The organism is Oryzobacter faecalis (assembly GCF_046764005.1).
GTDB lineage: Bacteria > Actinomycetota > Actinomycetes > Actinomycetales > Dermatophilaceae > Oryzobacter > Oryzobacter faecalis.
Genome location: NZ_JBKOFW010000003.1, coordinates 103,856 through 129,397, shown reverse-complemented (window position 1 = coordinate 129,397; position 25,542 = coordinate 103,856). Strand labels below are relative to the sequence as shown.

Sequence of the window (25,542 nt, the reverse complement as noted above, 5' to 3'; positions counted from 1 at the left end):
GGCATCGCTCGGTGCGGCTCAGAAGCCTCCGGGCCCGGCCACTCCTGTCGCGGGCGGCTTGCCGTATGCCTTCTTCTCCACGCCGCATCTTGTGCAGGTGTCGTAGCCGGCGTTCGGTCCGCCCATCTCCCGGTTGACGTGGTGCTGCCACCTGTGACGCCCGAGCAAGCACCGCAGATCCTTCATGGGGGCCACCTCCACAGCGCGACGTTGCTCAACTTTCGCGCCGTCGCGACAAGGCGTCAATGTCGGGCAACTCGCGACGACCCGACGCGGCGGGCGTCAACCTGCGGCGAACGGCTCGTCGGACGCGGCCCAGCCGGTGAGGCCGACGACGCGCAGGACGACGACCTCCTCGAACGGCTCGTCGACGTACTGCGGGTAGCGGCCCGCGAGCAGTCGCGACAGGCGGCCCGCGGCTCCCTCGGGGGGGACGGGTTCGTGCCGCAGCGTGGCCCGCACCCACCACAGGCGCGTCCAGTCGTCGCGGTCCCAGCATTCGACGAGGAGCGCTGCCCGGGGATCACCCTCGAGGTTGCGGTTGCGGCGCAGCCGGCCCGAATCCTTCGGCTTGACCCGGTCGACGCCGAAGCCGAGCAGGTCGCCGTCGACGGCGAAGGCGCACGGCACCGCGTCGACCCCGCGCTCGGGATGGAGCGTGGACAGCACACCGTGGTCGGCGGCCAGCAGCCGCGCGCGCGCCTCCTGGGGGGTGAGTCTCACGGCGCCCCCCCGGCGGGGTCGCTGTCGCAGGCCGGCAGGCGCAGCGAGACCCGGGCGCCCCCCTCGGGTGAGGGACGCACGGCCAGCTCGCCGTCCATCGCCTCGGCGAGGCGGCGCGCGAGGCCCAGGCCGAGCCCGAACCCGTCGGCCCCCTCCGGGTGGTGGACCCACGGCGTGAAGACCGTGGCCATCATGGCCTCGGGGATCCCGGGTCCGTCGTCGCTGACCTCGACGGTGACCCACTGCCCGCCGTCGGAGGCGGGGGCCTCGGCGCCGAGGACACGGACCGACACCTGCCCACCGTGCGAGCCGTGCTGCACGGCGTTGCGCAGCAGGTTCAGCACGACCTGGACGACACGCCGCGCGTCGGCCCGGGCGTGCACCTGCGCCGGGGGCCCCAGCACCAGGCGCACCTCTCGGGATCGTGCGAGGGGGGTCACGAGGTCGATGGCCTCCTCGGCGGCTCGGCGCAGGTCGACCTGCTCAAGGCGCAGCGGGAGGGCCGCCGCCTCGACCTTCGTCAGGTCCAGGACGTCGGTGACGATGTCGAGCAGGTGGTGGGCCGCGACGTCGATCTGGCGCAGCGCCTCGCCGCGTCGACGCTCGTCGAGGTCGAGGGTCGAGAGCAGCTCGGTGAACCCGGTGATGGCCTGCAGCGGGCTGCGGATCTCGTGGCTGACGGTCGTGAGCAGCTGGGACTTGGCCTGGCTGTGCCGTTCGGCGGTGGTCCGGGCGACCTCGGCCTCGCGGCGGGCCTGCTCGGCGTGCCGGACGGCCTCGCGCTCGGTCAGGTCGAGCACCGTCACCACGACCGCCGTGGGAACGCCGGCGGCATCGTGGATCGCCGAGGCCGTCGCCTCGGCGCTTCGTTCCTGCCCGTCGTGCGTGGTCACCCGCACCTCCTGGGTGACGGTGCCGGACCCGACCGTCAGCCAGCTCTCGAAGAGCGCCTGCTGGCCCGGCGGGGCACCGAGCAACGAGGTGACCGGTTCGCCGGCGAGGCCCGAGGCGGGGACGCCGATGAGCCGCTCGGCCGCGGTGTTGGCCCGGGCCACCCGCAGGTCGAGGTCGAGCAGCAGCATGCCGGCGGCGTTGTCCTCGAAGGAGCGCCGGAACAGCTGCTCGTTGGCGATGAGCTCGTCGAGGACCCGGGTGTGCTCGATGACCACCGAGGCGAGGTAGCAGAAGCGGTCCACGAGCCGCTGCTCACGGGCCGAGGGCTCGTGCGGCTCGCGATGGTAGAGGGCGAAGGTCCCGACCGGCCGGCCGTCACGACCCCCGATGGGCGTCGACCAGCACGCGACGACGCCGGCCTCCCGGGCCGCCTCGCGGAAGTCCCGCCACCGGTCGTCGGTCCTCACGTCCTGGACGACGACCCGCCGGTTCAGGTACGCCGCCGTGCCGCAGGACCCCGCGGACGGTCCGGGCTCGATGCCGTCGATCGTCGCCATGTAGGAGGCCGGCAGGCGGGTGTCCGAGCCGTGACGGAGGCGTCGCCGGGCCCGGTCGTAGAGCAGGATCGAGGCGAAGGAGTCCGGGATGAGCTCCTCGATCGCCACCACGACCCGGTCGAGCATGAGCCGGCGGGAGGCGCCACGGGCCACGAGGTCGAGGATCTCGGTGTGCCGGCGGAGCAGGGCGGCGGCGTCCTCGGGTGAGAAGCCCACGTCATCCGCGGCGTCGGCGTCGAGCGAGGCCGCCCAGGGGCGGGTCACGACGACACGTCCAGCTGGTACCCGACACCACGTACGGTACGCAGCAGGTTCCCGTGACCTGCCGCGTCGAACTTCCGCCGGACCCGGTGCACGTGCTCGGTCACGGTGGCCTCGCCGAGCCAGTCGGGCGACTGCCAGACGCGCTCGAGGAGCTGGTGGCGACTGAACACCTGGCGCGGGTGGCCGGCGAAGAAGGTCACGAGGTCGAACTCCCGCGCCGTGAGGGCGACGGCCACGCCGTCGAGCCAGACCTCCCGGGTGCCGAGGTCGATCCGCAGCGGCCCCACGGTCCGGCGCTCGCCGAGGTCTGTCGTGGCGCGGCGCAGGACCGAACGCACCCGGGCCACGAGCTCCCCCGGCGAGAAGGGCTTGACGAGGTAGTCGTCGGCACCGAGGTCGAGGCCGACGATGCGGTCCGTCTCACCGCTGCGCCCCGACAGGATGATGACGGGCAGGCTCCGCGGCGCACTCGTGGCTCCGGTCCGCACGGCCTTGAGGACGTCGAGACCACCCGGCGGGGGAAGGGTCAGGTCGAGGACGACGAGGGCGGGAGGGTTGGTGGCGATGGTGTCGAGGGCGGCGCGGCCGTCGGCGGCCTCGACGGTGCGGTACCCCTCCTCGTGCAGCTGCCACCGCACGACCGTCCTGATGCCCTCGTCGTCGTCGACGATGAGCACCAGGGGCTGGTGCAGGTGCTCGCGGGACCTCGCGAGGCTGGTGGGCTCGGCCACGCCACCAGCGAACCACACTCTCACGGCGCCGGCCGAGACGTTGATGGGGCATTGATCCGGCGTTGGGCGGAGGGTGACATCGGGCCGCGACGGTCTGAGGGTGCCCACCACGAGCGCAGTCCCTGACGACGTCGGCGCCCAGTTGCTCGACCGGACGACGGCGCGGCTCGTGGCGGACGCCGGCCGCGTCCGCGACGCCCTCCACGGGTCGCGGGTCACCTACTCCCCGAAGGTCTTCATCCCTCTCACGCGGCTGTGCCGCGACCGCTGCGGGTACTGCACCTTCGCGGCCGCGCCACGCTCGGTCTCCTCGCCCTACCTCAGCGTGCAGCAGGTCCTCGACATCGCCGGCCGCGGTGCGGAGACGGGGTGCCACGAGGCGCTGTTCACCCTGGGCGAGGCACCCGAGGACCGCTACCCCGAGGCGAGGGCGTGGCTCGACGAGCGCGGCCACGCGTCGACCGTCTCGTACCTGGCCGAGGTGGCCGGCGCGGTGGTCGGCGAGACCGGGCTGCTGCCCCACGCCAACGCGGGCGCCCTCGACCCGGCGGAGCTGGCGCTCCTTCGGACGGTGTCGGTCTCCCAGGGGATGATGCTCGAGACGCTGCGCGAGGACCTCGCGGCCCACCGGGGCGCGCCCGACAAGGTGCCCTCCCGGCGCCTGGCCACCCTCGAGGCCGCCGGCCGGCTGCGGATCCCGTTCACCACGGGGATCCTCGTCGGCATCGGCGAGACCGAGGCCGACCGCCTCCTCGCGCTCCTGGCCGTCCGTGAGGCGCACGAACGGCACGGTCACGTGCAGGAGGTCATCGTCCAGAACTTCCTGCCCAAGCCGGGGACCGCGATGCGAGGGCACCCCGCGTGCCCGCACGAGGACCACGTGCGCGCGGTGGCGTTGGCCCGCCTGGTCCTGCCCCCCGACGTCCACGTGCAGGCACCCCCCAACCTCTCGGCCCCGGGCGAGCTCGCGGACCTGCTCGCCGCGGGGATCGACGACTGGGGTGGGGTCTCACCGGTCACGCCCGACCACGTCAACCCCGAACGGCCGTGGCCGGCGCTCGACCTGCTGCGGGCGGTGACCGAGGACGCGGGGCACACCCTGGCCCCCCGGCTGACGATCTACCCCGAGTTCGCCGGCGACCCGGCGCGCTGGACCGACGACGACCTGCACTTCGCGGTCCTCGACCGGGCGGACGCCCAGCTGCTCGCCCGCGACGACCCGGGCGCCGTCTGGCCCGAGCGCCACGAGGCCGCGGCCAACGTCGGCACCGGCGCCGAGGTCGTCCAGGTCGGCCGGCGTTCCTCGGCCTGGTACTCCGGGGCGAACGCGCACCCGCCCAGGCTCGTCCCGGGGCGCCCGGCGGCGCGGGGCGCGGTCCGGGAGGTGCTCGACGGCGCGGCCCTGGGCCAGGAGCTGGGTGAGGAGGAGCTGCTGACCCTGTTCGGGGCGCGCGGTCCCGAGGTGGCCGCGGTCGCGGAGGCCGCGGACCGGCTCCGGCGCGACCTCGTCGGGGACGACGTGACCTTCGTCGTCAACCGCAACATCAACTACACGAACGTGTGCACCTTCCGGTGCACCTTCTGCGGGTTCTCCAAGGGACCGCTCTCGCTCAACCTGCGCGGGCACCCCTACCTCCTCTCCGTCGACGAGATCGTGGCCCGCACCGTCGAGGCGAGGGCCCTGGGGGCGACGGAGGTGTGCCTCCAGGGCGGCATCCACCCGAGCTTCGACGGCGACTTCTACGTCGACGTGACCCGGGCCGTGCACGAGGCCGTCCCCGACATCCACCTCCACGGGTTCACCGCCCTCGAGGTCGTCGAGGGCGCCCGGCGGCTCGGTGAGCCGCTTCCCTCCTACCTCTCCCGGCTCAGGGAGGCCGGCCTGCGCTCGCTGCCGGGAACCGCGGCCGAGATCCTCGACGACGAGGTCCGACGAGTGATCTGCCCCGACAAGGTCACCACCGACGAGTGGCTCGACGCCCACCGGGCCGCGCACGGTGTCGGGCTGCGCAGCAACGTGACGATGATGTTCGGCTCCGTGGAGCAGCCGGTGCACTGGGTGCGGCACCTGCTGCGGACCCGGGCGCTGCAGCGGGAGACGGGCGGCTTCACCGAGTTCGTCCCGCTGCCGTTCGTGCACATGGCCGCTCCCGTCTACCTCAAGCGCCGCGCCCGGCGTGGCCCCACCTGGCGCGAGACGGTGCTCGTGCACGCGGTGGCTCGCCTCGCCTACGGCGCCGACATCGCGCACGTCCAGGCCTCCTGGGTCAAGCTCGGCCGGGACGGCGCGCTCCAGCTCCTGCGGGCAGGCGTCGACGACCTCGGCGGCACCCTCCTCGACGAGAACATCAGCCGGGCTGCCGGCGCCTCGCACGGGCAGGCGATGGCCGTTGCCGACTTCGAGGAGCTCGCAGCGGCCGCCGGCCGGCGTGCACGACAGCGCACCACCCTGTACGAGTCCGTCTCCGGCGCCGCGGTCGCGCCGGTCGCATGAAGGAGGAGGGACCCGGGTCGTGGCGATCGAGCACCTGCGCCGTCGGACGCGGCGCGTCAGCGTCGCGCGGCTGCCCCTGGCCGTGGGCGAGTTCACTGCGGTGGGCTACCGCGACCGCCTGCGTCGCGAGCACGTCGCCCTCACCCACGGGAGGGTGTCCGGCGGCACCCCGCTCGTCCGCGTCCACTCCGAGTGCCTCACCGGTGACGCCTTCGGCTCACTGCGGTGCGACTGCGGGGAGCAGCTCGCGGCCGCGCTGGACCGCATCGCGGCCGCAGGGAGCGGGGCGCTGGTCTACCTGCGCGGCCACGAGGGCCGCGGCATCGGCCTGGTCAACAAGCTGCGCGCCTACGAGTGGCAGGACCGGGGCCTGGACACCGTCGATGCCAACCTCGCCCTCGGCCTCCCTGTCGACGCCAGGGACTACCGGCCTGCGGCCGCCATCCTGCGCGACCTCGGCATCGAGCGCCTCCGCCTCCTCACGAACAACCCGGACAAGGTGCGGGCGCTGGGACGGGCCGGGGTCGACGTCGTCGAGCGGGTGCCCCTCGTCGTCACACACCGGTCGGACAACGTGCGCTACCTGAGGACGAAGGCGACCCGGATGGGACATCTGTGGCCGGCCACGCCCGAGGCGTGAGCGGCGGCCTGCCGTTCCCGGCACTCCCGGCCACCCGGCGGTGGGCGGTCGTGGTACCGGTCAAGGGTGGGCCCACCGCGAAGAGCCGTCTCGACCTCCCCGCGGGAGCGCGGATGGCGCTGGCCGAGGCCTTCGCCCGCGACACCCTCGCCGCCCTGCTGGCCGCACCGTCGGTCGCCTCCGTCCTCGTCGTCACCGGTGACGACGGCACCGTCGGCTGGGCGCGGTCCCTGCACGCCGGGACGGTCGCGGACCCCGGCGGAGGCCTCGACGCCGCCGTCGCCGCAGGGGTCGAGACTGCCCGTCGAGCCGCCGTGGACCGGGTCGCCGTCGTCCTCGGCGACCACCCCGCCCTCCGGGCCGTCGAGGTCGAGACCGCCCTGCTCGCGGCCTCCCGGCACGAGCGCGTCGTGCTCGCCGACGCCCAGGGCAGCGGGACCGCGCTGCTCACCGCCCCCGTCGGGGCGCCGCTGCCCACGGCCTTCGGCGCCGGCAGCGCCGGGGCGCACAGGGCCCTGGGACACCACGTCCTTCGGCTCGACGTCCCGGGCCTACGGCTCGACGTCGACGACGCGGCCTCGCTGGCCACGGCGGTGCTCCTGGGTGTCGGCGCCGCCACCCGGGCGGCGCTTCAGCGCTTGGACCTTCCGGCGACCGGGTCCGCCCCCGGTGACTCGAGCCGCAGTCAGGCGTCGTCCGCGCCTGCCGCCAGCGCCTGCCGGAGCTCGCGCTTGAGCACCTTGCCGTAGTTGTTCGTCGGGAGCCCCTCCACGACCCGGTACTCCTTTGGTCGCTTGTACCGGGCGATGCGCTCGAGACAGGTGCGGTCCAGCTCGTCGGCGGTGGGAGGTGCGGCGTGGTCCATCGGCACGACGAACGCCACGACGGACTCGCCCCACGTCGGGTCGGGCCGGCCCACGACGGCGACCGCCCTCACCCCGCGATGGTGCAGGAGGGCCTCCTCGACCTCGCGCGGGTAGATGTTCATGCCACCACTGATGATGAGGTCCTTCGAACGGTCGCGCAGGGTCAGGTACCCGTCGTCGTCGAAGGCCCCCATGTCCCCCGTGTGCAGCCAGCCGCCCCGCAGCGTCTGCGCGCTCTCTTCCGGCTGGTTCCAGTACCCGGCCATCACGACGTCGCCGCGCACGACGACCTCCCCGACCTCGCCGGGGGGCAGGGCGCGGTCGTCGGCGTCGACCACGCGGACCTCGACGTCGGTGCGGGGGAACCCCACGCTCTGCAGTCGCTCACGCCACCGAGGGTGGTCGCGATCGGCGTGGTCGGCCCTGGTCAACGCGGTGATGGTCATCGGCGTCTCCCCCTGGCCGTAGATCTGGGCCAACCGGGGCCCGAAGACGTCGAGGGCGTCCTCGAGGTCGGCGAGGTACATCGGCGCACCGCCGTAGATGATCGTCTTGAGATGGTCCGGCGCAGCGGCGGCCACCGCGGGGTCCCGGGCCAGCCGGGTCACCATCGTCGGGGCCGCGAAGAACGAGGTCCCCGGCCACCGACGCAGCAGCGCAGCGACCTCGTCGCCGTCGACCCCTCCGGACTCCGGCACCACGCTGGTCGCGCCCCGCGCGACGTGCGGCAGACCGTAGAGCCCGGACCCGTGGGACAGGGGGGCGGCGTGGAGGATGCAGTCCTGCGGCGCGACCGGGTCGATGTCGGCGAAGTAGCTGAGGGACGCGAGCAGCAGGTTGCGTGCGGTCAGGGTCGCGCCCTTGGGCCGGCCCGTCGTCCCGCTCGTGTAGAACAACCACGCCGGGTCCTCCGGGGCGAGGTCGACCAGCGGGATGCCGGCTGCGCCGGCCAGCCGCTCCCAGCGCTCGCCCGGGGCGACCACGACGTCGCGGAGCGAACCCACCCGCCCGAGGAGCGACGCGACGTCTTCGGCGTGCTCCTCGTCCGTGACGGCGACGGAGGTCCCGCTGTGCTCGAGGACGTAGGCGACCTCCTCGCGGTGCAGTCGTGCGTTGACGGGGACGGCCACGAGGCCGGCGTGCCACACGGCGTACAGGGCCTCGAGGTACTCGGGGCGGTTGCGCATGACGATCGCGACCCGGTCGCCGGGCGCCAGGCCCAGCTGCGCGTGCAGCCCACCGGCCAGCGCGCCCGTCCGCGAGGCCCATGCGCCCCACGTGGCGTGCACCCGAGCCCCCTCGGCGATGGCCGGGTCGGCGCCGCGCCTGCGCCCTTGGCGCTCGACCCACACGGCGGGGTTCATCGCCCGGCTCCTGCCCGCGCGGGCGGGCAGGCCACCGAGCCGGGCTCGACGAGCCCCAGCGGGACGGACTGTTCCGCCGACGCCCTGGACCCGACCTGCAGCCTCACGATCGGAGCCTACGAGCGCCACCGGGACCGGGACAGACCTCGGCGCCGGTGTTGAGGGCCCGTTGATCGAGCGTTGTGACCTCTGCCAACAGCCGTGGATAGCGTCCGGACGGAGATCGGCTCCAACCATCCGTGACAACGACGTCCAGGAGGCGCATCCGCCATGAAACTCGCTCTCTACCTGCCCAACTTCCGCGACAAGGTCACGGTGAAGGAGCTCGAGGACCTGACCGCGCTCGCGGAGGAGCTCGACTTCGACTCGGTGTGGACCCTTGACCGGGTCGTCGTCCCTGAGGCGTCCGACCGCGAGGAGCTCCAGTACTCCTTCGGGATGATCGAGGGCTTCCCGACCCAGCTCCCGGTGATCGCGCGCGGCGAGTGGTTCCAGGGGTGGCCGCTCATCCCGTGGCTCGCGGCGAAGACGTCCAAGGTCCGCATCGGGATGAGCATCATGAACACGCCGTTCCGCGCACCCGGTGTGATCGCCGCCGAGCTCGCGACCGTCGACCACCTCTCGGGGGGCCGCCTCAACGTCGGCTTCGGATCGGGCTGGATGCCGGAGGAGTTCGCCGCGGCGAGCGCGGCCGACATCTTCCCGAAGCGACACTCCCACGTGCGCGAGACGATCGAGGTCTGCCAGGGCATCTGGAGCAACGACCTCTTCGAGTACCACGGCGAGTTCGCCGACTTCGACCGGTGCGGGTTCGGCGTCAAGCCGCTCCAGCAGCCGCGCCCGCCGATCTACTTCAGCGGGCTGCGCGACCCGAAGCGCTCAGCGAACCGCATCGCCAAGTACGACCTCGACGGCTGGATCGGCATCAACGACACCCCGGAGGAGCTCGCGACGTGGCGCGGCCCCATCCGCGAGGAGCTCGACAAGCTCGGTGCGGCCGACAAGCTCGACACCCTCGAGATGTGCTCGATGTACTGGTTCGTCATCACCGACACCGAGAGCGACCAGACCCCGATGGGCAAGGGCAGCAACATCCTCGTCGGGACCAAGGGGCAGATCACCGACAACCTCAAGCGGCTGCGCGACGTCGGCCTGACGATGCCCCTCATCTGGCCGCCGTTCCGCGACGTGCCGACCGAGAAGACCATGGCGGACCTGCGCGTGCTCAAGGAGGAGATCCTCCCCGCGGTCGAGGCGGGCTGACGCTCAGGCGCCTGCGGGCGGGCCGGCGGCGCCCTCGTCGCCGGCCCGCTCGGCCCGCTCGGCGCGCAGCGCGGCCTTGACCTCGGTCTTGAGGATCTTGCCGACCTTGGAGCGCGGCAGGTCCGGCCACACGTGGACCACCTTGGGGGTCTTGACGCCGCCGAGCCGCTCACGGACGAACGCGATGACCTCCGCCGGCTCGACGGTGCGCCCGGGACGGGCCTGGACCACGGCCTCGACCCTCTCGCCCCACGTGTCGTCGGACCGCCCGACGACGGCGACGTCCTGGAGGTCCGGGTGCTGCATGAGGGCCTGCTCGACCTCCGCCGAGTACACGTTGAACCCGCCGGTGATGATCATGTCCTTCGCGCGGTCGACGATGAAGAGGAAGCCGTCGTCGTCGAGGTAGCCGATGTCGCCGGTGTGGTGCCACCCGAACCGGCTCGCCTCGGCCGTGGCCTCGGGGTTCCTGTAGTAGCCCGGCATGACGAGCGAGGAGCGCAGGACGATCTCGCCCCGCTCGCCGCGGTCGAGGACGCGCCCGCCCTCGTCCATGATCGCGACGGTCACGAGCGGGGCCGGGCGGCCCGCGGAGGAGAGCCGCTCCTCGGCGACCGACCCGTCGGGCCGGAAGTGGTCGGCCGGCGGCATCATCGACACCATCATCGGCGCCTCGGTCTGGCCGAACAGCTGCGCCATGACCGGCCCGATCCGGTGCAGCGCCTCCTCGAGCCGCGCCTTCGACATCGGCGCCGCGCCGTACCAGAAGCACTGCAGCGAGGACAGGTCCGTGGTGTCGAGGGCCTCGTGCCCGAGGACCATGTAGATGAGCGTGGGCGGCAGGAAGGTGTGGGTGACCCGGTGCCGCTCGATGCGCGCGAGGAACCCACCGACGTCGGGTGCCCGCATGATGACGACCTCGCCACCCAGGCACATCACCGGGAAGCACAGCACCCCGGCGGCGTGCGTGAGGGGCGCGAGGGCGAGGTAGACCGGTCGGCCCTCGAACGGGTAGCCGAGGAGGGTCAGGGCGGTCATCGTCTCGAGGTTGGTGCCGGTGAGCATCACGCCCTTGGGCCGCCCCGTCGTGCCGCCCGTGCCGACGATCATCTGGAGGTCGTCGACGGCAGGTCGGTCGACGGGCTCGGGCGACCCGTCGCCCCGGGTGAGGAACTCCTCCCAGCCGAGGGTGTCCTCGACGTCGCCGTCGAGGCAGACCCACGTGTGGACGTCCGGCAGGTCGGCCCTGATCCGCTCCACGAGCGGCGCGAAGGCGTTCTGGAACACCAGGACCCGGCAGTCGAAGAGGTCGAGAAGCTCGCGGTTCTCGGCGGCCTCGTTGCGCGGGTTGACCGGGCACCAGACGGCGCCGGCGCGGCTGATGCCGAAGACGGTCGAGAACGCGACGGGGTCGTTGGCCGACAGGATCGCCACGCTGTCGCCGGGCTCGACCCCGCAGGCGGCGAGAGCCGCCGCGACCCGGTGCGAGAGCGCCTGGACGTCGGCGTACGACAACGACCCGTCGTCGGTCGTGAGGCAGGGCGCCGACGGGTCGAGGGAGACGCCCTTGTCGAGGTGGTCGACGATCCGCACGAGGTCAGGACCCGGTCAGCGAACGGTCACATGCCCATGCCGCCGTCGACCGGGAGGCCGACGCCGGTGATGAACTTCGCCGCGTCCGAGGAGAGGAAGACGACGGCGTCGGCCATGTCGTCGACCTGGCCGAGCCGGCCGGCGGGGGTGAGCTCGACGACCGCACCGACCGCGGCCTCCGGGGAGGGGAACAGCCCGAGCTCGGCGACGTCGTTGGCCAGCCCCGCACCCATCGGGGTGGGGACGAGGCCGGGGTAGATGCAGTTGACGCGCACGCCGTAGCCGAGCTTGCCCGACTCCATCGCCGCGACGCGGGTCAGCCGGTCGACGGCCGACTTCGTCGCCGAGTACACCGAGATGCCCGGGAAGGCGATCGTCGCGGCGACCGAGGCGACGTTGGTGATGCTCCCGCCCTTTCCGGCGGCGCCGCCGGGGCGCATCGCGCGCAGCCCGTGCTTGAGGCCGAGGGTGGTGCCGAGGACGTTGACGGCGAGCATCTTCTGCACGTCGGCCGCGGACACCTCGGTGACGAGGCTCGTGATCTCGATGCCCGCGTTGTTGACGAGGATGTCGAGGCCGCCGAGCCGCTCGACCGTCTCGGCCACGGCCGACTCCCAGCCGGCCTCGTCGGTGACGTCGAGCCGGACGAACCCGTGTCCCTCACCGAGGCCGTCGGCGACCTGCTGCCCGCCGTCCTGGATGTCGGCGACCATGACCTTCGCGCCGGCGGCGGCGAGCGCCTGCGCCATCCCCTCCCCGAGGCCCTGGGCCGCGCCGGTGACGAGGGCCGTGCGCCCGGTGAGGTCGATCGAGGTCATGGCGGGCTCCTTTGCCGGCGGGGCGGCGCGGACGGCCGCCTGGGGGACGCCGGTCGGCTGGGCGGTGGTGCCTGCGGCCGACCGGCGTTGCCCCAGCGTCGCGCGCCTCCTTGACACCTGTCAAGGGATTCCTTGACACTCGTCAAGGCGGTGCGGGTCCGGGGTCCGCCCCACGAGGAGGAGGCGTCAGCGTGTCGCAGGCCGTGGTCCACGAGCTCGACCGGTTCGAGCGGGTCGACAAGTTCGAGGCGCGTCGCGCCGAGCTCGCCGACGCCACCCTCGAGACCCTCGGCGAGCTCGGCTTCGCCCGCACCAGCCTGCGTGAGATCGCCCGGAAGACCGCCTACTCGCACGGCCTCCTCCACTACTACTTCCGCGACAAGGTCGAGCTGATCACCTACTGCGTGCGCCGGTACAAGGAGCACTGCGTCACCCGCTACGACGAGATCGTGGCCACCGCAGGCGGCCCCGACGAGCTGGCTGCCCTCTTCGCCGACGCCCTCGTCGCCACCCTGCTCGAGGACACCGCGATGCACCGCCTCTGGTACGACGTGCGCTCCCAGGCGATGTTCGAGGGTGACCTGCGCGCCACGGTCGGCGACCTCGACCGCCAGCTCGAGGCGATGGTGTGGCGGGTGGTCTCCCGGTACGCCGAGCTCGCGGGGCGCCTGGCCGCGGTTCCGTCGCCCACCGCCTACGCGGTCTTCGACGGCCTCTTCGAGAACAGCCTCGTGCGGCACATCGCCGGCGACACCGGCGCCGCCGAACGCCTGCGCGGCGACGCGGTCTGGCTCATCGGCACCCTCGTCCGCGACTGACCGTCACCCCGCCCCCTCCGCCGCCCTCCGCCACCCCCGCTGCCCCTGCCCCCTCCGCCCCCCTCCGCCCCCGGTCACGTCCTCCAGCCGCGTGCTACCGCCCAGTACGCGTCGTGATCACGACACTTACCGGGCGGTAGCACGCAGCGGAGGGCGGGCGACAGGCTGGCGGGGGGTCGGGCGCGTCGGGCATGGTCGGGCGGGCGGGTGCTGGTCAGCTGCGGCGGGGCCTGGCGTACGCCCGGCGGGCCCAGGCCCAGCCCACCACCGTGAGGACGGCGACCCAGCCGGCGGCGACCACCCCGGTGCCCGCGTCCAGCGGCGTCCCGAGCAGCAGCCCGCGCAGGGTGTCCATGATCGGGGTGAACGGCTGGTACTCGGCGAACCACCGCAGCACGGTCGGCATCGACCCGGTCGGCACGAACCCGCTGCCGAGGAACGGGAGCAGGACGAAGGGGAGCGGGTAGTTGCTCGCGTTCTCGACGGTGCGCGAGACGAGGCCGAGCGCCACCGACACCCACGAGACGGCGAACGCGACCCCGGTGAGGAGGACGAGGGCCAGCAGCCACTCGACGGGACCGGCGGTGGGGCGCGCCCCGACGGCGAGCCCTGCGAGGACGAGGACGACGACGGAGGCGACCGACTGGAGGGTCGCGGCGAGGGCGTGCCCGGACAGGACCGCTCCCGGCGAGATCGACAGGGTGCGGAACCGGTCGACGATGCCCTGCTGGATGTCCATCGCGACCGATGTCGACGTCCCCTGCGCGATCGACCCGATGGTCAGCAGGAGGATGCCCGGGAGGACGTAGGCGGCGTAGTCGCCCCGGTCGCCCACCGCACCGGGCGGGGCCGCGGGGCCGAGGCCGGCACCGAGGGCGCCGCCGAAGACGAAGACGAAGAGCAGGAGGAAGATCACGGGGATCATCAGGACGATGACCGTGAGCTCGGGGTAGCGCAGCACGTGGCGCAGCTGTCGGCCGAGCATCGTCATCGAGTCGGCGAGGACGTGGGACCTGGCGCCCGCTGCGCGGGGCGGGGTCGCGGTGACGGCGGTCATCGGAGGGCCTCCTCGGTGGTGGGGTCGGGACGGCGGCTGCGCCCGGTGAGGGCGAGGAAGACGTCGTCGAGGTCCGGTGTGCGCACGGTGAGCCCCTCGAGCGGGACCCCCGCGCCGTCGAGCCGCACGAGCAGCTCGCGCAGGGTGGTGACGTCACCGTCACCGGGGACGTCGAGGGCCAGCGCCTCGGCGTCGGGCTCGCCGTGGCCGAGGGTGCTCGCCGCGAGGGCGAGCGCGTCGGCGTCGGGGAAGGTGAGCCGGACGTGCCCACCGGGGACGAGCCGCTTGAGCTCGGCCGGGGTTCCGTCGGCGACGACCGTGCCGCCGTCGAGGAGCGAGACGTGGTCGGCGAGCTGGTCGGCCTCCTCGAGGTACTGCGTCGTGAGGAGGACGGTCACCCCCTCCGTGACGAGCTCGCGGACGATGGCCCAGGTCGCGCGGCGGCTGCGGGGGTCGAGGCCGGTCGTCGGCTCGTCCAGGAACAGCACGCGCGGCCGGCCGACGAGGCCCATGGCGAGGTCGAGCCTGCGGCGCATCCCTCCCGAGAAGGTCGACGGCCGCTGGTCGGCGACGTCGGACAGGTCGAACCGCTCGAGCAGCTCGGTTGCCCGAGAACGGATCTCGTCAGCCGGCAGGTGGTGCAGCCGGCCCATGAGGACGAGGTTCTCGCGGGCGGTGAGAAGGTCGTCGACGGCGGCGAACTGCCCGGTGAGGCCGATGGACGCCCGGACGGCGCGGCCGTCGGTGGCGACGTCGTGGCCGCAGACCCGGACGGTGCCGCCACCGGGAGCGAGCAGGGTCGAGAGGATGTTGACCATCGTCGTCTTGCCGGCCCCGTTCGGCCCGAGCAGGGCGTGGACGGTCCCGGCCTCGACGGTGAGGTCGACGCCGTCGAGGACGACGTGCTCGCCGTACGCGAGGTGGAGGTCGCGGACCTCGACGGCCGCGGTCGTGGTGGTGGCCATGGTGGGTTCCCTTCTCGCTCAGGCTCGGTGGAGGACGACGTCGCCGTAGCCGGCGCGCACGCGGAGCTCGACGGTGGGGTCGCCTTCGGCCGGGGCGCCGAGCTCCGTGAGCTCGCTGCGGACGGCTCCGTGTCGGGCCTCGACGTCGAGCCAGGCGGCGACCCCCTCGGCGACGCCGATGTCGACGCGGCCGTACGTGCTGTCGACGGTGACCAGACCGCCCTCCACGCGCCGGATCCGGACGTCACCGGCCGAGGTCTTCGCCACGACGTCGGTACCGGGGTGCTCGACCCTGACGTCTCCCATCGAGGTCGAGGCCCGGACCGAGCCCTGCACGCGTCCGACCGAGACGTCACCCGCCGAGGTGCGGGCGACGACGTGACCGCCGGCGTCCCCGACCCCGACGGCGCCCATAGACGTCCGCAGGTCGGCGTCGCCGGCCACGCGCTCGACGCGGACGTCACCCATCTCCGTGCGGGCCGCGACCTTCTCGACCCGCTCGAGGCTGATGTCGCCCATCTGGCTGTCGACGTCGACGACGCCGAGGGCGCCGGTCGCGACGACCTCGCCCCAGCCGCGGACGTCCAGCGCGGAACCCTCCGGGAGGGCCACCTCGACGTCGACCCGGTCGCCACCGCCGAAGAGGCTCCGCAGGCGGCCCAGGCCCGTGCGTGGGGAGCGCACGATGACGCGGCCCGGGGTGTGGTCGACCGTGACCCGGGCGGCAGCGTCGACGTCGCCCTGCCGGGCGGGGTTGTGGGGCCGGACCTCGACGACGGTCTCGTCGGTCGCGGTCGCCCGGAGGCGGAGGGTGGCCCCGGAGACGTCGACGTGGAGGGCGACGGGCTCGGGCGTGGCGAATCTGGGCATGACGGCATCTCCCGGTGTCGGGTCGTGACGGTGTGGGGTCGTGGTGGTCCGGCCGTGGCCGGCGGAGGGCCGGTGCTAGCGCACCCAGCCGGTGACGCGCTGCCCGGTGGTGACCGTGGGCGCGGGGACGGGGGCGGGCCGCTCGGAGAGGGCGGCACCGACCGTGCGGACGAGCCAGGCGTTGACGGACATCCCGGCGGCGTCGGCGGCCTCCTCGATGCGCGGCTTGAGCCGCTCGGGCAGGCGCAGGCTCAGGCGCGCCGTGCCGCCCTCGTCACCGTCGTCCGCCGCCGGGGCGAGCGGCTCGGTGACCGCCGCCGGGGCGACCGCCTCCGGCGGGGTGACGACGAGGTCGGCGTCCCGCCCGCGCAGGCGGACCTCCACCGACCCGGGCGCGAGCCGTTCGGTGATCTCGGCCGATGCCTCGACGAGGGCGTCGAGGACGACGAGCCGCGCGGAGGACTCCAGCGCCTCGGCGAGCTGCTCCGCCAGCGCGACGGCCTCGTCACCACCGGCCCGGGCGGAGGCGAGGAGGTCACGCTGGAGGCGAGCGGCGTAGGGCAGGAGGTCCATGACGCCATCATGACACCATCTTGACGTCATCCGCAAGCAATATGGCGTCATGATGACGCCACGTGGTCGATGCCCGCCGCGGGGCGCGTGTGCCCGGGTGGCCGCCCGGGCGACCACCCGGGCACACGACCCGGGTCAGGGCAGGCTGAGGCGGTCCGCGATGGACCGTCCGACGGCGGCGAGGAGCCTTGCCGTCAGTGCGCTGTCGCGCGAGGGATCACGGTCGGTGAGGTCGCCGAGGACGTGGACCGCCCGGATCCCGGCCGCGCGCCACACCTCCTCGGCGAGGTCACACCGGCCGACGACGAGCTCGACCGGCACGCCGCGTGCTCGTGCCCGCCCCGCCACCGCCCACGGCAGCTTCCCACCGGGTGTCTGCTCGTCGAGCCGACCCTCGCCCGTGACGACGAGGTCGCACCCGTCGAGGACGCCGCCGAGGTCGAGGAGATCGAGGAACCAGCCCGCGCCGGGCACGACCCGCCCGCCGAGGAGCAGCCCCGCCCACGCCGTCCCGCCGGCTGCGCCGGCGCCCGGGGCGGCGGCCAGCACCCGGGCCCCGGTCACCGCGCTCTCTGCCCGGGAGACCAGCGCGTCGAGCCGCCGGGCGAGGAGGTCCACCGTGGCGCCGTCGGCCCCCTTCTGCGGTGCGAACACCGGCGCGGCTCCGCGCGGTCCGAGGAGCGGGTTGTCCACGTCGGTCGCGAGGACGAGGTCGACGCCCCCCAGGGACGCGACGGCGGGACCGACGTCCAGCCGGCCCCCGTCGTCGACGGCGCCCAGCGCCTCGAGCATCCCGAGGCCGCCGTCGGTGCTCGCACTTCCGCCGAGCGCGAGGACGACCCGCCGCGGCCGCCGGGTGAGGACCTGCCGCAGTGCCAGCCCCACCCCCTGCGACGAGGCGCCCAGCGGGTCGGGGCGGCCACCCGGCAGCAGGGTGGGACCGCAGGTGTTGGCGACCTCGACGACGACGGTGTCCCCACGCCACGCGACGGCGGCGCGCACGGGCGCCCCCGTCGGACCCGGCACCTCGACCTCCTCGGGCGAGAACCCGGCGGCGACCGCCGCGTCGACGCTGCCCTCACCACCGTCCGCGAGCGGGCGGGACCGCACCTCCGGGGGAGCCGGGTGGGACCGCAGACCCTCGGCGAGGGCGGCCGCGACCTCCGCGCTCGTCAGCGACCTCTTGAACGAGTCGGGCGCGAGGAGCACGCGCGTCCGGGCCACCCGGGTCAGTCCTGCTGGTCCGGGTCCACCGCCGCGAGGACGGCGGCGGCGCCGAGAGCGAGGAGGGCGGCATCCGTGGTGACCGCCAGGCAGCCGATGCCGTGCGCCCGCAGCCGCGCGACGTTGCCCGGCGTCCCGGCGAAGGCCCCGACGAGGACGCCGTGCCGCCGACCGGCCTCGACGACCCTCGACAAGGGGTTGCCCGGGGTGGTGTCGTCGAGCAGGGCGTCGACCGGCACCCCGAGGGAGAGGGCGAGGTCGAGTGGTCCGACGAACAGGCCGTCGACCCCCGCGAGGGCGGCGATGTCGTCGACGTCGGTCAGTGCTCCGGCCGTCTCGACCATGACCCAGCACTGCTGGGCCGCGTCGGCGGTCGCCGGCTCGGGGGCCAGCGACCCCCACATCGGAGGAAAGGGCCCCCAGCTGCGTTCGCCTGCAGGCGCGTACCGAGCCGCGCGGGCCACGACCTCCGCCTGGGCCGTCCCAGTGACGGACGGGACGACGGCGGCCAGCGCCCCCGCGTCGAGGGCCGCACCGATCCACGCCGGATCGACCCCCGGCACGCGCACGAGGAACGGGACGGGCGCTCCGTGCAGCGCGCGCGCGAGGGCGTGCAGGGCCGCGCGGTCGACGGGTCCGTGCTGGGCGTCGAGCGCCACCCAGTCGAAGCCCGACGCCGCGAGCCGCAGGACGAGGTCGACGTCGGCGGTGGCGGTCCACACACCGCGGGAGGGGTCCATGCGGCCATCGTGCCAGCGGACCCGGTCTCCGACCCGTCGGTCAGCCGTCCGGCCCGAGGGCCCGCACCGTGTCGATGGTGTCGGCCTCCTCGGCGCCCTTGTCGTCGCGGTACCGGATGACGCGGGCGAACCGCAGCGCCACCCCGCCCGGGTAGCGCGAGGACCGCTGGAGCCCGTCGAGGGCGATCTCGACGACCTGCTCGGGGCGCACCTGGACGACGTAGCCGTCGGTCTCCCCCACGGCGAGCTCGGTGAAGCGTTCGGTCTGCCAGCGCAGCATCTCGTCGGTCATGCCCTTGAAGGTCTTGCCGATCATGACGAAGCCACCGGTGTCGGGGTCGCGGGCGCCGAGGTGGATGTTCGACAGCCAGCCCCGCCGGCGACCTGATCCACGTTCGACCGCGAGGACCACGAGGTCGAGGGTGTGTGTGGGCTTGACCTTGACCCAGCCGCTCCCCCGGCGTCCGGCCGCGTAGGGCGCGGCGCCGTCCTTGATGACGACACCCTCGTGCCCCGCCGCGACGAGGTCGTCGAAGAACCGTTGTGCCGCGGCGGGGTCGGTGGTGAGGAGCCGCGGCACGAGGAGGTGTGGTGCCAGCGCCGTGAGGACCTCGTGGCGCTCGAGCGCGGTGGCGTCGACGAGGTCGTGGCCGTCGGCGTGGAGGACGTCGAAGAGGTACGTGGTGAGGGGCACCTCGGCCCTCAGCCGCTGGACGTCGGTGGAGCTCGCCGTGCGCGAGCCGGTGACCTGGAACGGTGCCGGCCGCCCGTCCTCCTCGATGACGATGGCCTCGCCGTCGAGGACGAGGTCGCCGCCGGGCAACGCGGCCACGGCCTCGACGACCTCCGGGAGACGCTCGGTGACCTCGTCGAGGCTGCGCGTGAAGACCGTGACGTCGCCGTCGCGGCGGTGGACCTGGACCCTGATGCCGTCGAGCTTGCCGTCGACGAGGAGCGGCCCGTCGCCCACCGAGGCCAGCGCCTCGTCGGTGGTCTTCGCCGAGCCCGCGAGCATGGGCCGCAGCGGACGGCCGACGACGAGCCCGACCTCCTCGAGGGCGGCCCGCCCGCCGCGTGCGGCGACCTCGGCCACGACGTGGGTGAAGCCCGCGAGCATGACGGCCCGGCGCACCACGGCGTCCGGGACGTCGAAGGCCTTGGCGACCGCGGCGAGGACGACGCCGTCGAGCGCCCCCTGCCGCAGGTTGCCGGTGACGAGCTGGGTGAGGAAGGCCTGCTCGTCGGCGGTCGCGAGCCCCATGAGCCGGGCCAGCTCGGCGCGACGTGCGGCCGCCGAGCCCGAGCCGGTCGTCGTGGCGAGCGCGGTGAAGGAGGCGTCGACGTCGGCGACGGTGAGGGAGGACGCGGCCGCGGGCTCGGGCAGGGAGCCGAGGGAGCGCCATCCCACCCCGAGCCGGCGCTGCGGCAGCCACCCGGACAGGAAGGCCACGACGGTGCCCACCTCGTCCGCGGCCGCCGAGGCGACGAGCGCGGCGATGGCGTCGGTCTTCGCCGTGCGCGAGCGCGTTGCGGCGACGGCCCGGGACACGGCCACGAGATCGGCGAGCGCGACGGTCATCCCGCCATCCTGCCGCCCCCACCGACAGCGCGGGGCCACGCGGCAGACGGCAGTGCGGGGCACCGGGTGGTGGTCCCGGTGCCCCGCACTGCCGCGCCCGACGCGCGAGCCGGCCCCCTGATCGGCCGACCCGCCCCGGCGTCAGGAGCGGGCGATGCCCGCGGCCTCGCTGGGCGTGGTGTCACCCTCGGCGAGCAGGGGCTCGTCGGCCGCCTCGACGGTGAGGGCGAACTCGTCGCCGTGGAGCGTAGCGCCCGTGACGACCGCCTTCTCGACCGCCGCCTCCGCGTAGCGACGACGGACCACGAGGGGGTCGTCACGCAGGTCGCGGACGAGGGCCCAGGCCAGGCCGACCATGACGAGCGCGAACGGCAGGGCGGCCACGATGGTGACGTTCTGGAGCCCGGTCAGCGCGGAGTCGCCGCCGACGAGCAGCATCACCGCGGCGACGGCCCCGGTCGCGACACCCCAGAACACGACGTTCCAGCGACTCGGCTCGAGGGTGCCGCGCTGCGACAGGGTGCCCATGACGATCGACGCGGCGTCGGCGCCCGACACGAAGAAGATCGCGACGAGCACCACGACGACGACGGTGGTGACACCGGCGAACGGCAGGGTCTCGAGGAGGCCGAAGAGCTGGCCGTCGGCGGTGGCCGCACCGGCGAGGTCGACGCCGTGTGCTGCGCGCTGATGCCGGCGCCGCCGAAGATCGCGAACCACACGAGGCTCACGAGGCTGGGGACGAGCAGCACGCCGGTGACGAACTGGCGGATGGTGCGCCCCCGCGAGATCCGCGCGATGAACATGCCGACGAACGGCGTCCACGACAGCCACCAGGCCCAGTAGAAGACGGTCCAGCCGGACAGCCACTCGGCCATGCCGTCACCGCCCGCGGCCTCGGTGCGCGCGGACATCATCGCGAGGTCCTGGAGGTAGGAGCCGACCGCGGTCGGGACGAGGTCGAGGATGAAGACGGTCGGGCCGACGAGGAAGACGAACCCCGCAAGTCCCACGGCGAGAACCATGTTGGTGTTCGACAGCCACTGGATTCCCTTGGCCACACCTGACACCGCGGAGACGATGAAGGCCACGGTGAGCAGCGCGATGACGCCGACCAGGACACCGTTGCCGACCGCGCCGAGCCCGGCGACGACCTCGAGGCCGGAACCGATCTGGAGGGCGCCGAGACCGAGCGAGGCGGCCGAGCCGAACAGGGTCGCGAAGATCGCGAGCATGTCGATGACGCGACCGGCGGTGCCGGTGGCGCGCTCCTCACCGATGAGCGGGATGAACGCCGACGAGACGAGCTGGCTGCGGCCCTTCCGGAAGACCCCGTAGGCGATGGCGATGCCGACGACGGCGTAGATGGCCCACGGGTGGAGGGTCCAGTGGAACAGGGTGGTCGCCATCGCGGTCTGGACGGCGTCGGCGTTGCCGGCCTCGCCCGTCCCGGGCGGCGGGGTGACGAAGTGCGAGAGCGGCTCGCTCACGCCGTAGAACATCAGGCCGATGCCCATGCCGGCGGAGAACATCATCGCGATCCACGACACGGTGCGGAACTCCGGCTCCTCGTCGTCGGCACCGAGCGGGATCTGGCCGAAGCGGCCGAGCGCGAGCCAGATGACGAAGGCGACGAACGCGGAGGCGAGGACGACGAACAGCCAGCCGGTGTTCGTCACCGTCCAGTCGAGGGCGGCGCCGGACGCCGACCCGAGGGTCTCGGTCGAGAGGAACCCCCACGCGACGAACGCGACGGCGATGGCCGCGACGACGCCGAAGACGACGGTGTCGACGCGCGACCCGCGGGCGGGCTGCTCGACGACGTCGATGCCGATGACGGGGTGCTGCGGCTGCTCGGGCGTGCCGGTGTCGTCCGGCGACGGGGTCGTGGGGTCGGGCGCGCTGGCGTCCCGGGGCGCGGAGGTGCGGTCGGATGTTGTCTGGGTGCTCACTCGGGGGGTCGCCGCCGGTCGTGCCGGTGGCTCGTCCTTCCGTTCTCGGAGGGTGCCACGCAGCAGTGCGTGACGCGTCAACCGGTCCACCGAACCAGAGCCGCCACGGGCCCGGCCAATCGGCGCGCCGCGCGCGACAGGTCTCGGCTTGACGCGCTCCCACGCCACTGACCTGCGGCGATGCAGGCTCTCGACGCCGCGCGGGGTGCGCCGGCCGCGAGAGCCTTGTCACACACGGATCCGGAACCGGGCCGGAGGGGCGGCTTCGGCGAGGCACCGCAACCTTCGGTGAGGCACCCCGAAGTTCCCGGTGCCTCACCGAAGGTTCCGGCATCAGGCGGGAAAGTCGGGACGACGTCAGTCGACGACCAGTCGGTATCCGATGCCGGGTTCGGTGATGACGTGTCGCGGGCGCGAGGGGTCGGTCTCGAGCTTGCGACGCAGCTGGTTGCCGTAGACGCGAAGGTAGTTCGACTCGCGGCCGTATCCCGGCCCCCACACGGCGCGGAGCAGGTCGACCTGGGTCACGACGGTTCCGCGGTGGCGGGCGAGCTCGGCGAGGAGACGCCACTCGGTCGGGGTCAGGTGCACGGGCTCGTTGCCGCGCGACGCCTCCAGCGTCGCGAAGTCGACGCTGAACGAGGTGGTCACGACGGGCGCGATGCCGGCCAGGGACTCGCCGCCGCCGCGGCGCAACGCCGACCGGACCCGCGCCATCAGCTCGTCCATGCCGAAGGGCTTGGTGACGTAGTCGTCGGCGCCCTCGTCGAGCGCCTCGACCTTGTCGTCGGACTGGTGCCGCGCGGAGAGGACGACGACGGGCACCGAGGAGCGCAGACGGATGCGCCGCAGCACCTCCACGCCCTCGAGGTCGGGCAGGCCGAGGTCGAGGACGACGAGGTCCGGGGGCGCGTCCTCCACGGTGGACAGCGCGTCGGCGCCGGTGCCGACCTCCTCGACGTCGTACCCGCGCGCCCGCAGGTTGATCCGCAGCGTCCGGCGGATCGTCGGGTCGTCGTCGACGACGAGGACGCGCTGGCTCACGGGGCTCCCTCCGGACGGGCGCTGGGCAGGTCGACGACGACGGTGAGGCCACCGCCCGGTGTGTCCTCGGCCCCCACGGTGCCACCCATGGCCTCCGCGAGGCCACGGGCCACGGCGAGCCCCAACCCCACCCCGTCCCCGCTCGGAGCGTCCCCGTGACGCTGGAACGGGAGGAAGATCCGGTCGCGATCCGCCTCCGGCACACCGGGTCCGGTGTCCACGACCCGGATCTCGGTGCGGTCCCCGATCCCCGACGTCGCGACCCGCACCCGCCCCGGACGGGGCTGGTGCCGCAGCCCGTTCTCGACGACGTTGCCGAGGACGCGGTCGAGAAGCCCGGGGTCGGCCTCGACGACCCGTGCGTCGTCGTCGAGGCACCACTCGACGCGCTCCGGCTCGGCCACCGCCCGGACGACGCCGGGGACGACCTCCCCGAGGTCGACCGGCCTGGGGTGGGCCACGAGCGCCCCGGCCTGGAGCCGGGACATGTCGAGCAGGTTGCCGATGAGGGCGTCGAGGCGGTCGGCGGAGTCCTCGATGGCGGCCTCGAGCTCGGCCTCGTCCTCGGGGCTGAAGGTCACCTCGTCCGAGCGGAGCGAGCCGATCGCGGCCTTGATGCCGGCGAGCGGGGTGCGCAGGTCGTGGGAGACGGCCGAGAGCAGGGCCGTGCGCGCGCTGCTGTCACGGGCCAGGGCGGCCGCCTCCGCCGCCGACGTCTGGAGGGTCCGTCGCTGGAGGATGGCGCCGGCGTGCGCGGCGAACGCGGCGAGCAGCCGCTGCCGTCCGGCGGGGACCGTGGCGCCGACGAGGACGAGGTCGTGCTCGCCGTCCGCCTCCTCGCGCGGGAGCCCCGGACGGCGCAGGTCGTCCGGGCCCAGTGTCGGGTCCGTCACGGCGACGACGCGCGCCGGCTCGTCGCCGGACGGTCGCCGCACCACGGCCGCGGCCTCGGCCCCGAACATGTCGAGCGCCTGGCGGAGGAGGAGCGACATCTGGTCGGTGGAGCCGAGCAGGGTGTGGCTCAGGTCGGCGAGGGCCGACGCCTCCGCCTGCGCCCGGACCGCCCGGTCCGCGCGGCGGGCACTGCGGTCGACGACCCAGGCGACCGCCGCGGCGACGAGCCCGAACACCACGAGGGCCACGGCGTTCTCCGGCTCCGCGATCGTCAGCCCACCGGTCGGCGGGGTGAAGAACCAGTTGAGGAGCAGCGAGGACGCCACCGCTCCGACCAACGCCGGACCCATCCCCCCGAGCAACGCGATGAGGACGCTGAGGAGGAGGAAGAGGGGGACGGTGAGCGGGAGGTCGGGGTCCTCCGGGAGCCCGACGAGGGCCTCCGTGAGGACGACGGGGCCGATGACGGCGAGGAGGTAGCCGAGCCGGACCCGGCGCCGCGGCAGGCCCCCGCGCGGCGCCCGCCAGCCACGCCCGGCCGCGAACCGGTGGGTGACGACGTGGACGTCGATGTCGCCCGACTCGGTGATGACCTCCTCGGTCGTGCTGGGGGACACCAGGGTTCGCCACCGAGGCCGCCGTGAGCTGCCGATGACGACCTGGCTCGCGTTCACGCCACGGGCGAAGTCGAGGACTGCCTCGGCGAGGTCGTCCCCCGTGACGGTGTGGAAGGTCCCGCCGAGCTCGGTCGTGAGGCGGCGCTGTCCCGCGAGGTCCGGAAGGGCCGGCGCCGCGAGCCCGTCGGCGCGAGCGACGTGCACGGCGAGCAGCTCGCCACCCGCCCCCCGCGCGGCGATGCGGGCGCCGCGCCGCAGGAGCGCCTCCCCCTCCGGGCCACCGGAGACGGCGACGACGACCCGTTCGCGCGTGGGCCACGTGGCGTCGATCCCGTGGTCGGCGCGGTACCGGCCCAGGCCCTCGTCGACCCGGTCCGCGAGCCAGAGCAGGGCGAGCTCCCTCAGTGCCGACAGGTTGCCGACACGGAAGTAGTTGGCGAGGGCGGCATCGACCTTCTCGGGGCGGTAGACGTTCCCGTGCGCCATCCGACGGCGCAACGCCTCCGGCGACATGTCGACGAGCTCGATCTGGTCGGCCCGCCGCACGACCTCGTCGGGGACCGTCTCCCGCTGCACGACACCGGTGATCGACGTGACGGCGTCGTTGAGTGACTCGAGGTGCTGGATGTTCACCGTGCTGATGACGTCGATGCCGGCGTCGAGGAGCTCGTCGATGTCCTGCCAGCGCTTCTCGTTGCGCGACCCCGGGGCGTTCGTGTGCGCGAGCTCGTCGACGAGGGCCACCTGCGGCCGGCGGGCGAGGACGCGGTCGAGGTCCATCTCCTCGAGGACGGCCCCGCGGTGTGTGAGCCGGGCGCGGGGCACGACCTCCAGCCCCTCGAGCTCGGCCCGGGTGTTCGGCCGGTCGTGGGTCTCGACCAGCCCGACGACGACGTCGGTGCCGCGGTCGAGGCGGCGGCGCCCCTCGTCGAGCATGGCGACGGTCTTGCCCACCCCGGGAGCCGCCCCGAGGTAGATGCGCAGCCGTCCGCGTCCCATGGC

20 protein-coding genes and 1 pseudogene are annotated in these 25,542 nt (G+C 74.0%); 5 read left to right on the top strand and 16 right to left on the bottom strand.

Annotated elements, in window-relative coordinates; genetic code table 11:
* Positions 1-282 precede the first annotated feature (282 nt).
* From ACK8HX_RS07260 to ACK8HX_RS07250, 3 genes are read right to left on the bottom strand one after another with little or no spacing between them, the layout of a single operon-like run.
* Complete coding sequence (locus tag ACK8HX_RS07260; protein WP_411940009.1) at positions 283-723, bottom strand: PNPOx family protein; 441 nt, start codon at positions 721-723, stop codon at positions 283-285.
* The gene (locus tag ACK8HX_RS07255; RefSeq protein WP_411940008.1) at positions 720-2,438 is read right to left on the bottom strand and encodes an ATP-binding protein; all 1,719 of its coding nucleotides are present in this window, start codon (positions 2,436-2,438) and stop codon (positions 720-722) included. Before ACK8HX_RS07255 ends, ACK8HX_RS07260 begins: the two co-directional genes overlap by 4 nt.
* Complete coding sequence (locus tag ACK8HX_RS07250; protein ID WP_411940007.1) at positions 2,435-3,169, bottom strand: response regulator transcription factor; 735 nt, start codon at positions 3,167-3,169, stop codon at positions 2,435-2,437. Before ACK8HX_RS07250 ends, ACK8HX_RS07255 begins: the two co-directional genes overlap by 4 nt.
* Before the next feature lie 100 nt (positions 3,170-3,269).
* Between ACK8HX_RS07250 and ACK8HX_RS07245 the strand changes: the two genes are divergently transcribed.
* From ACK8HX_RS07245 to cofC, 3 genes are read left to right on the top strand one after another with little or no spacing between them, the layout of a single operon-like run.
* Complete coding sequence (locus tag ACK8HX_RS07245) at positions 3,270-5,663, top strand: bifunctional FO biosynthesis protein CofGH (RefSeq protein WP_411940006.1); 2,394 nt, start codon at positions 3,270-3,272, stop codon at positions 5,661-5,663.
* A 19-nt stretch (positions 5,664-5,682) separates the two neighbouring features.
* A complete protein-coding gene (gene ribA / locus ACK8HX_RS07240) occupies positions 5,683-6,303 on the top strand; it encodes a GTP cyclohydrolase II (RefSeq protein ID WP_411940005.1) in 621 nt (206 codons plus the stop codon).
* Positions 6,300-7,052, top strand: a complete 753-nt coding sequence (gene cofC / locus ACK8HX_RS07235; protein ID WP_411940004.1) for a 2-phospho-L-lactate guanylyltransferase — start codon at positions 6,300-6,302, stop codon at positions 7,050-7,052. Before ribA ends, cofC begins: the two co-directional genes overlap by 4 nt.
* Here the strand turns inward: cofC and ACK8HX_RS07230 are convergent.
* Entirely contained in the window at positions 6,989-8,533 is a 1,545-nt protein-coding gene (locus ACK8HX_RS07230; RefSeq protein WP_411940003.1) for an AMP-binding protein, read from the bottom strand. The two genes, cofC and ACK8HX_RS07230, sit on opposite strands and share 64 nt — an antisense overlap.
* 270 nt (positions 8,534-8,803) lie before the next feature.
* Here ACK8HX_RS07230 and ACK8HX_RS07225 point away from each other — a divergent pair, with 270 nt between their 5' ends.
* Entirely contained in the window at positions 8,804-9,796 is a 993-nt protein-coding gene (locus ACK8HX_RS07225) for an LLM class flavin-dependent oxidoreductase (protein ID WP_411940002.1), read from the top strand.
* Positions 9,797-9,799: 3 nt separating this feature from the next.
* On the opposite strand, the gene ACK8HX_RS07220 is transcribed toward ACK8HX_RS07225, so the two are convergent.
* Both ACK8HX_RS07220 and ACK8HX_RS07215 read right to left on the bottom strand, forming a co-directional pair.
* Positions 9,800-11,389, bottom strand: coding sequence for an acyl-CoA synthetase (locus ACK8HX_RS07220; protein WP_411940001.1), 1,590 nt, complete (start codon positions 11,387-11,389; stop codon positions 9,800-9,802).
* Between the two features lie 26 nt (positions 11,390-11,415).
* A complete protein-coding gene (locus ACK8HX_RS07215) occupies positions 11,416-12,207 on the bottom strand; it encodes an SDR family NAD(P)-dependent oxidoreductase (RefSeq protein ID WP_411940000.1) in 792 nt (263 codons plus the stop codon).
* 191 nt (positions 12,208-12,398) lie between these two features.
* Here ACK8HX_RS07215 and ACK8HX_RS07210 point away from each other — a divergent pair, with 191 nt between their 5' ends.
* Positions 12,399-13,025, top strand: a complete 627-nt coding sequence (locus ACK8HX_RS07210) for a TetR/AcrR family transcriptional regulator (protein ID WP_411939999.1) — start codon at positions 12,399-12,401, stop codon at positions 13,023-13,025.
* 214 nt (positions 13,026-13,239) lie between these two features.
* On the opposite strand, the gene ACK8HX_RS07205 is transcribed toward ACK8HX_RS07210, so the two are convergent.
* The 10 genes and pseudogenes from ACK8HX_RS07205 to ACK8HX_RS07160 form a co-directional block, all read right to left on the bottom strand.
* Positions 13,240-14,082: an ABC transporter permease gene (locus tag ACK8HX_RS07205; RefSeq protein WP_411939998.1), complete on the bottom strand. Its 843-nt coding sequence runs from the start codon at positions 14,080-14,082 to the stop codon at positions 13,240-13,242.
* A complete protein-coding gene (locus ACK8HX_RS07200; RefSeq protein ID WP_411939997.1) occupies positions 14,079-15,047 on the bottom strand; it encodes an ATP-binding cassette domain-containing protein in 969 nt (322 codons plus the stop codon). The genes ACK8HX_RS07205 and ACK8HX_RS07200 overlap by 4 nt, the downstream gene beginning before the upstream one ends.
* A gap of 18 nt (positions 15,048-15,065) precedes the next feature.
* Positions 15,066-15,917, bottom strand: coding sequence for a DUF4097 family beta strand repeat-containing protein (locus ACK8HX_RS07195; protein WP_411939996.1), 852 nt, complete (start codon positions 15,915-15,917; stop codon positions 15,066-15,068).
* Positions 15,918-15,992: 75 nt separating this feature from the next.
* The gene (locus tag ACK8HX_RS07190; RefSeq protein ID WP_411939995.1) at positions 15,993-16,490 is read right to left on the bottom strand and encodes a histidine kinase; all 498 of its coding nucleotides are present in this window, start codon (positions 16,488-16,490) and stop codon (positions 15,993-15,995) included.
* Between the two features lie 135 nt (positions 16,491-16,625).
* The gene (locus ACK8HX_RS07185; protein WP_411939994.1) at positions 16,626-17,714 is read right to left on the bottom strand and encodes a glycerate kinase family protein; all 1,089 of its coding nucleotides are present in this window, start codon (positions 17,712-17,714) and stop codon (positions 16,626-16,628) included.
* 5 nt (positions 17,715-17,719) lie between these two features.
* Positions 17,720-18,454, bottom strand: a complete 735-nt coding sequence (locus ACK8HX_RS07180; RefSeq protein ID WP_411939993.1) for an HpcH/HpaI aldolase family protein — start codon at positions 18,452-18,454, stop codon at positions 17,720-17,722.
* Positions 18,455-18,494: 40 nt separating this feature from the next.
* A complete protein-coding gene (locus ACK8HX_RS07175; protein WP_411939992.1) occupies positions 18,495-20,033 on the bottom strand; it encodes an ATP-dependent DNA ligase in 1,539 nt (512 codons plus the stop codon).
* Positions 20,034-20,174: 141 nt separating this feature from the next.
* Positions 20,175-21,868 (bottom strand): annotated as a pseudogene (locus tag ACK8HX_RS07170) (BCCT family transporter).
* Between the two features lie 474 nt (positions 21,869-22,342).
* Entirely contained in the window at positions 22,343-23,029 is a 687-nt protein-coding gene (locus ACK8HX_RS07165) for a response regulator (RefSeq protein WP_411939991.1), read from the bottom strand.
* A complete protein-coding gene (locus ACK8HX_RS07160) occupies positions 23,026-25,539 on the bottom strand; it encodes a sensor histidine kinase (protein WP_411939990.1) in 2,514 nt (837 codons plus the stop codon). The genes ACK8HX_RS07165 and ACK8HX_RS07160 overlap by 4 nt, the downstream gene beginning before the upstream one ends.
* Positions 25,540-25,542: the final 3 nt, after the last annotated feature.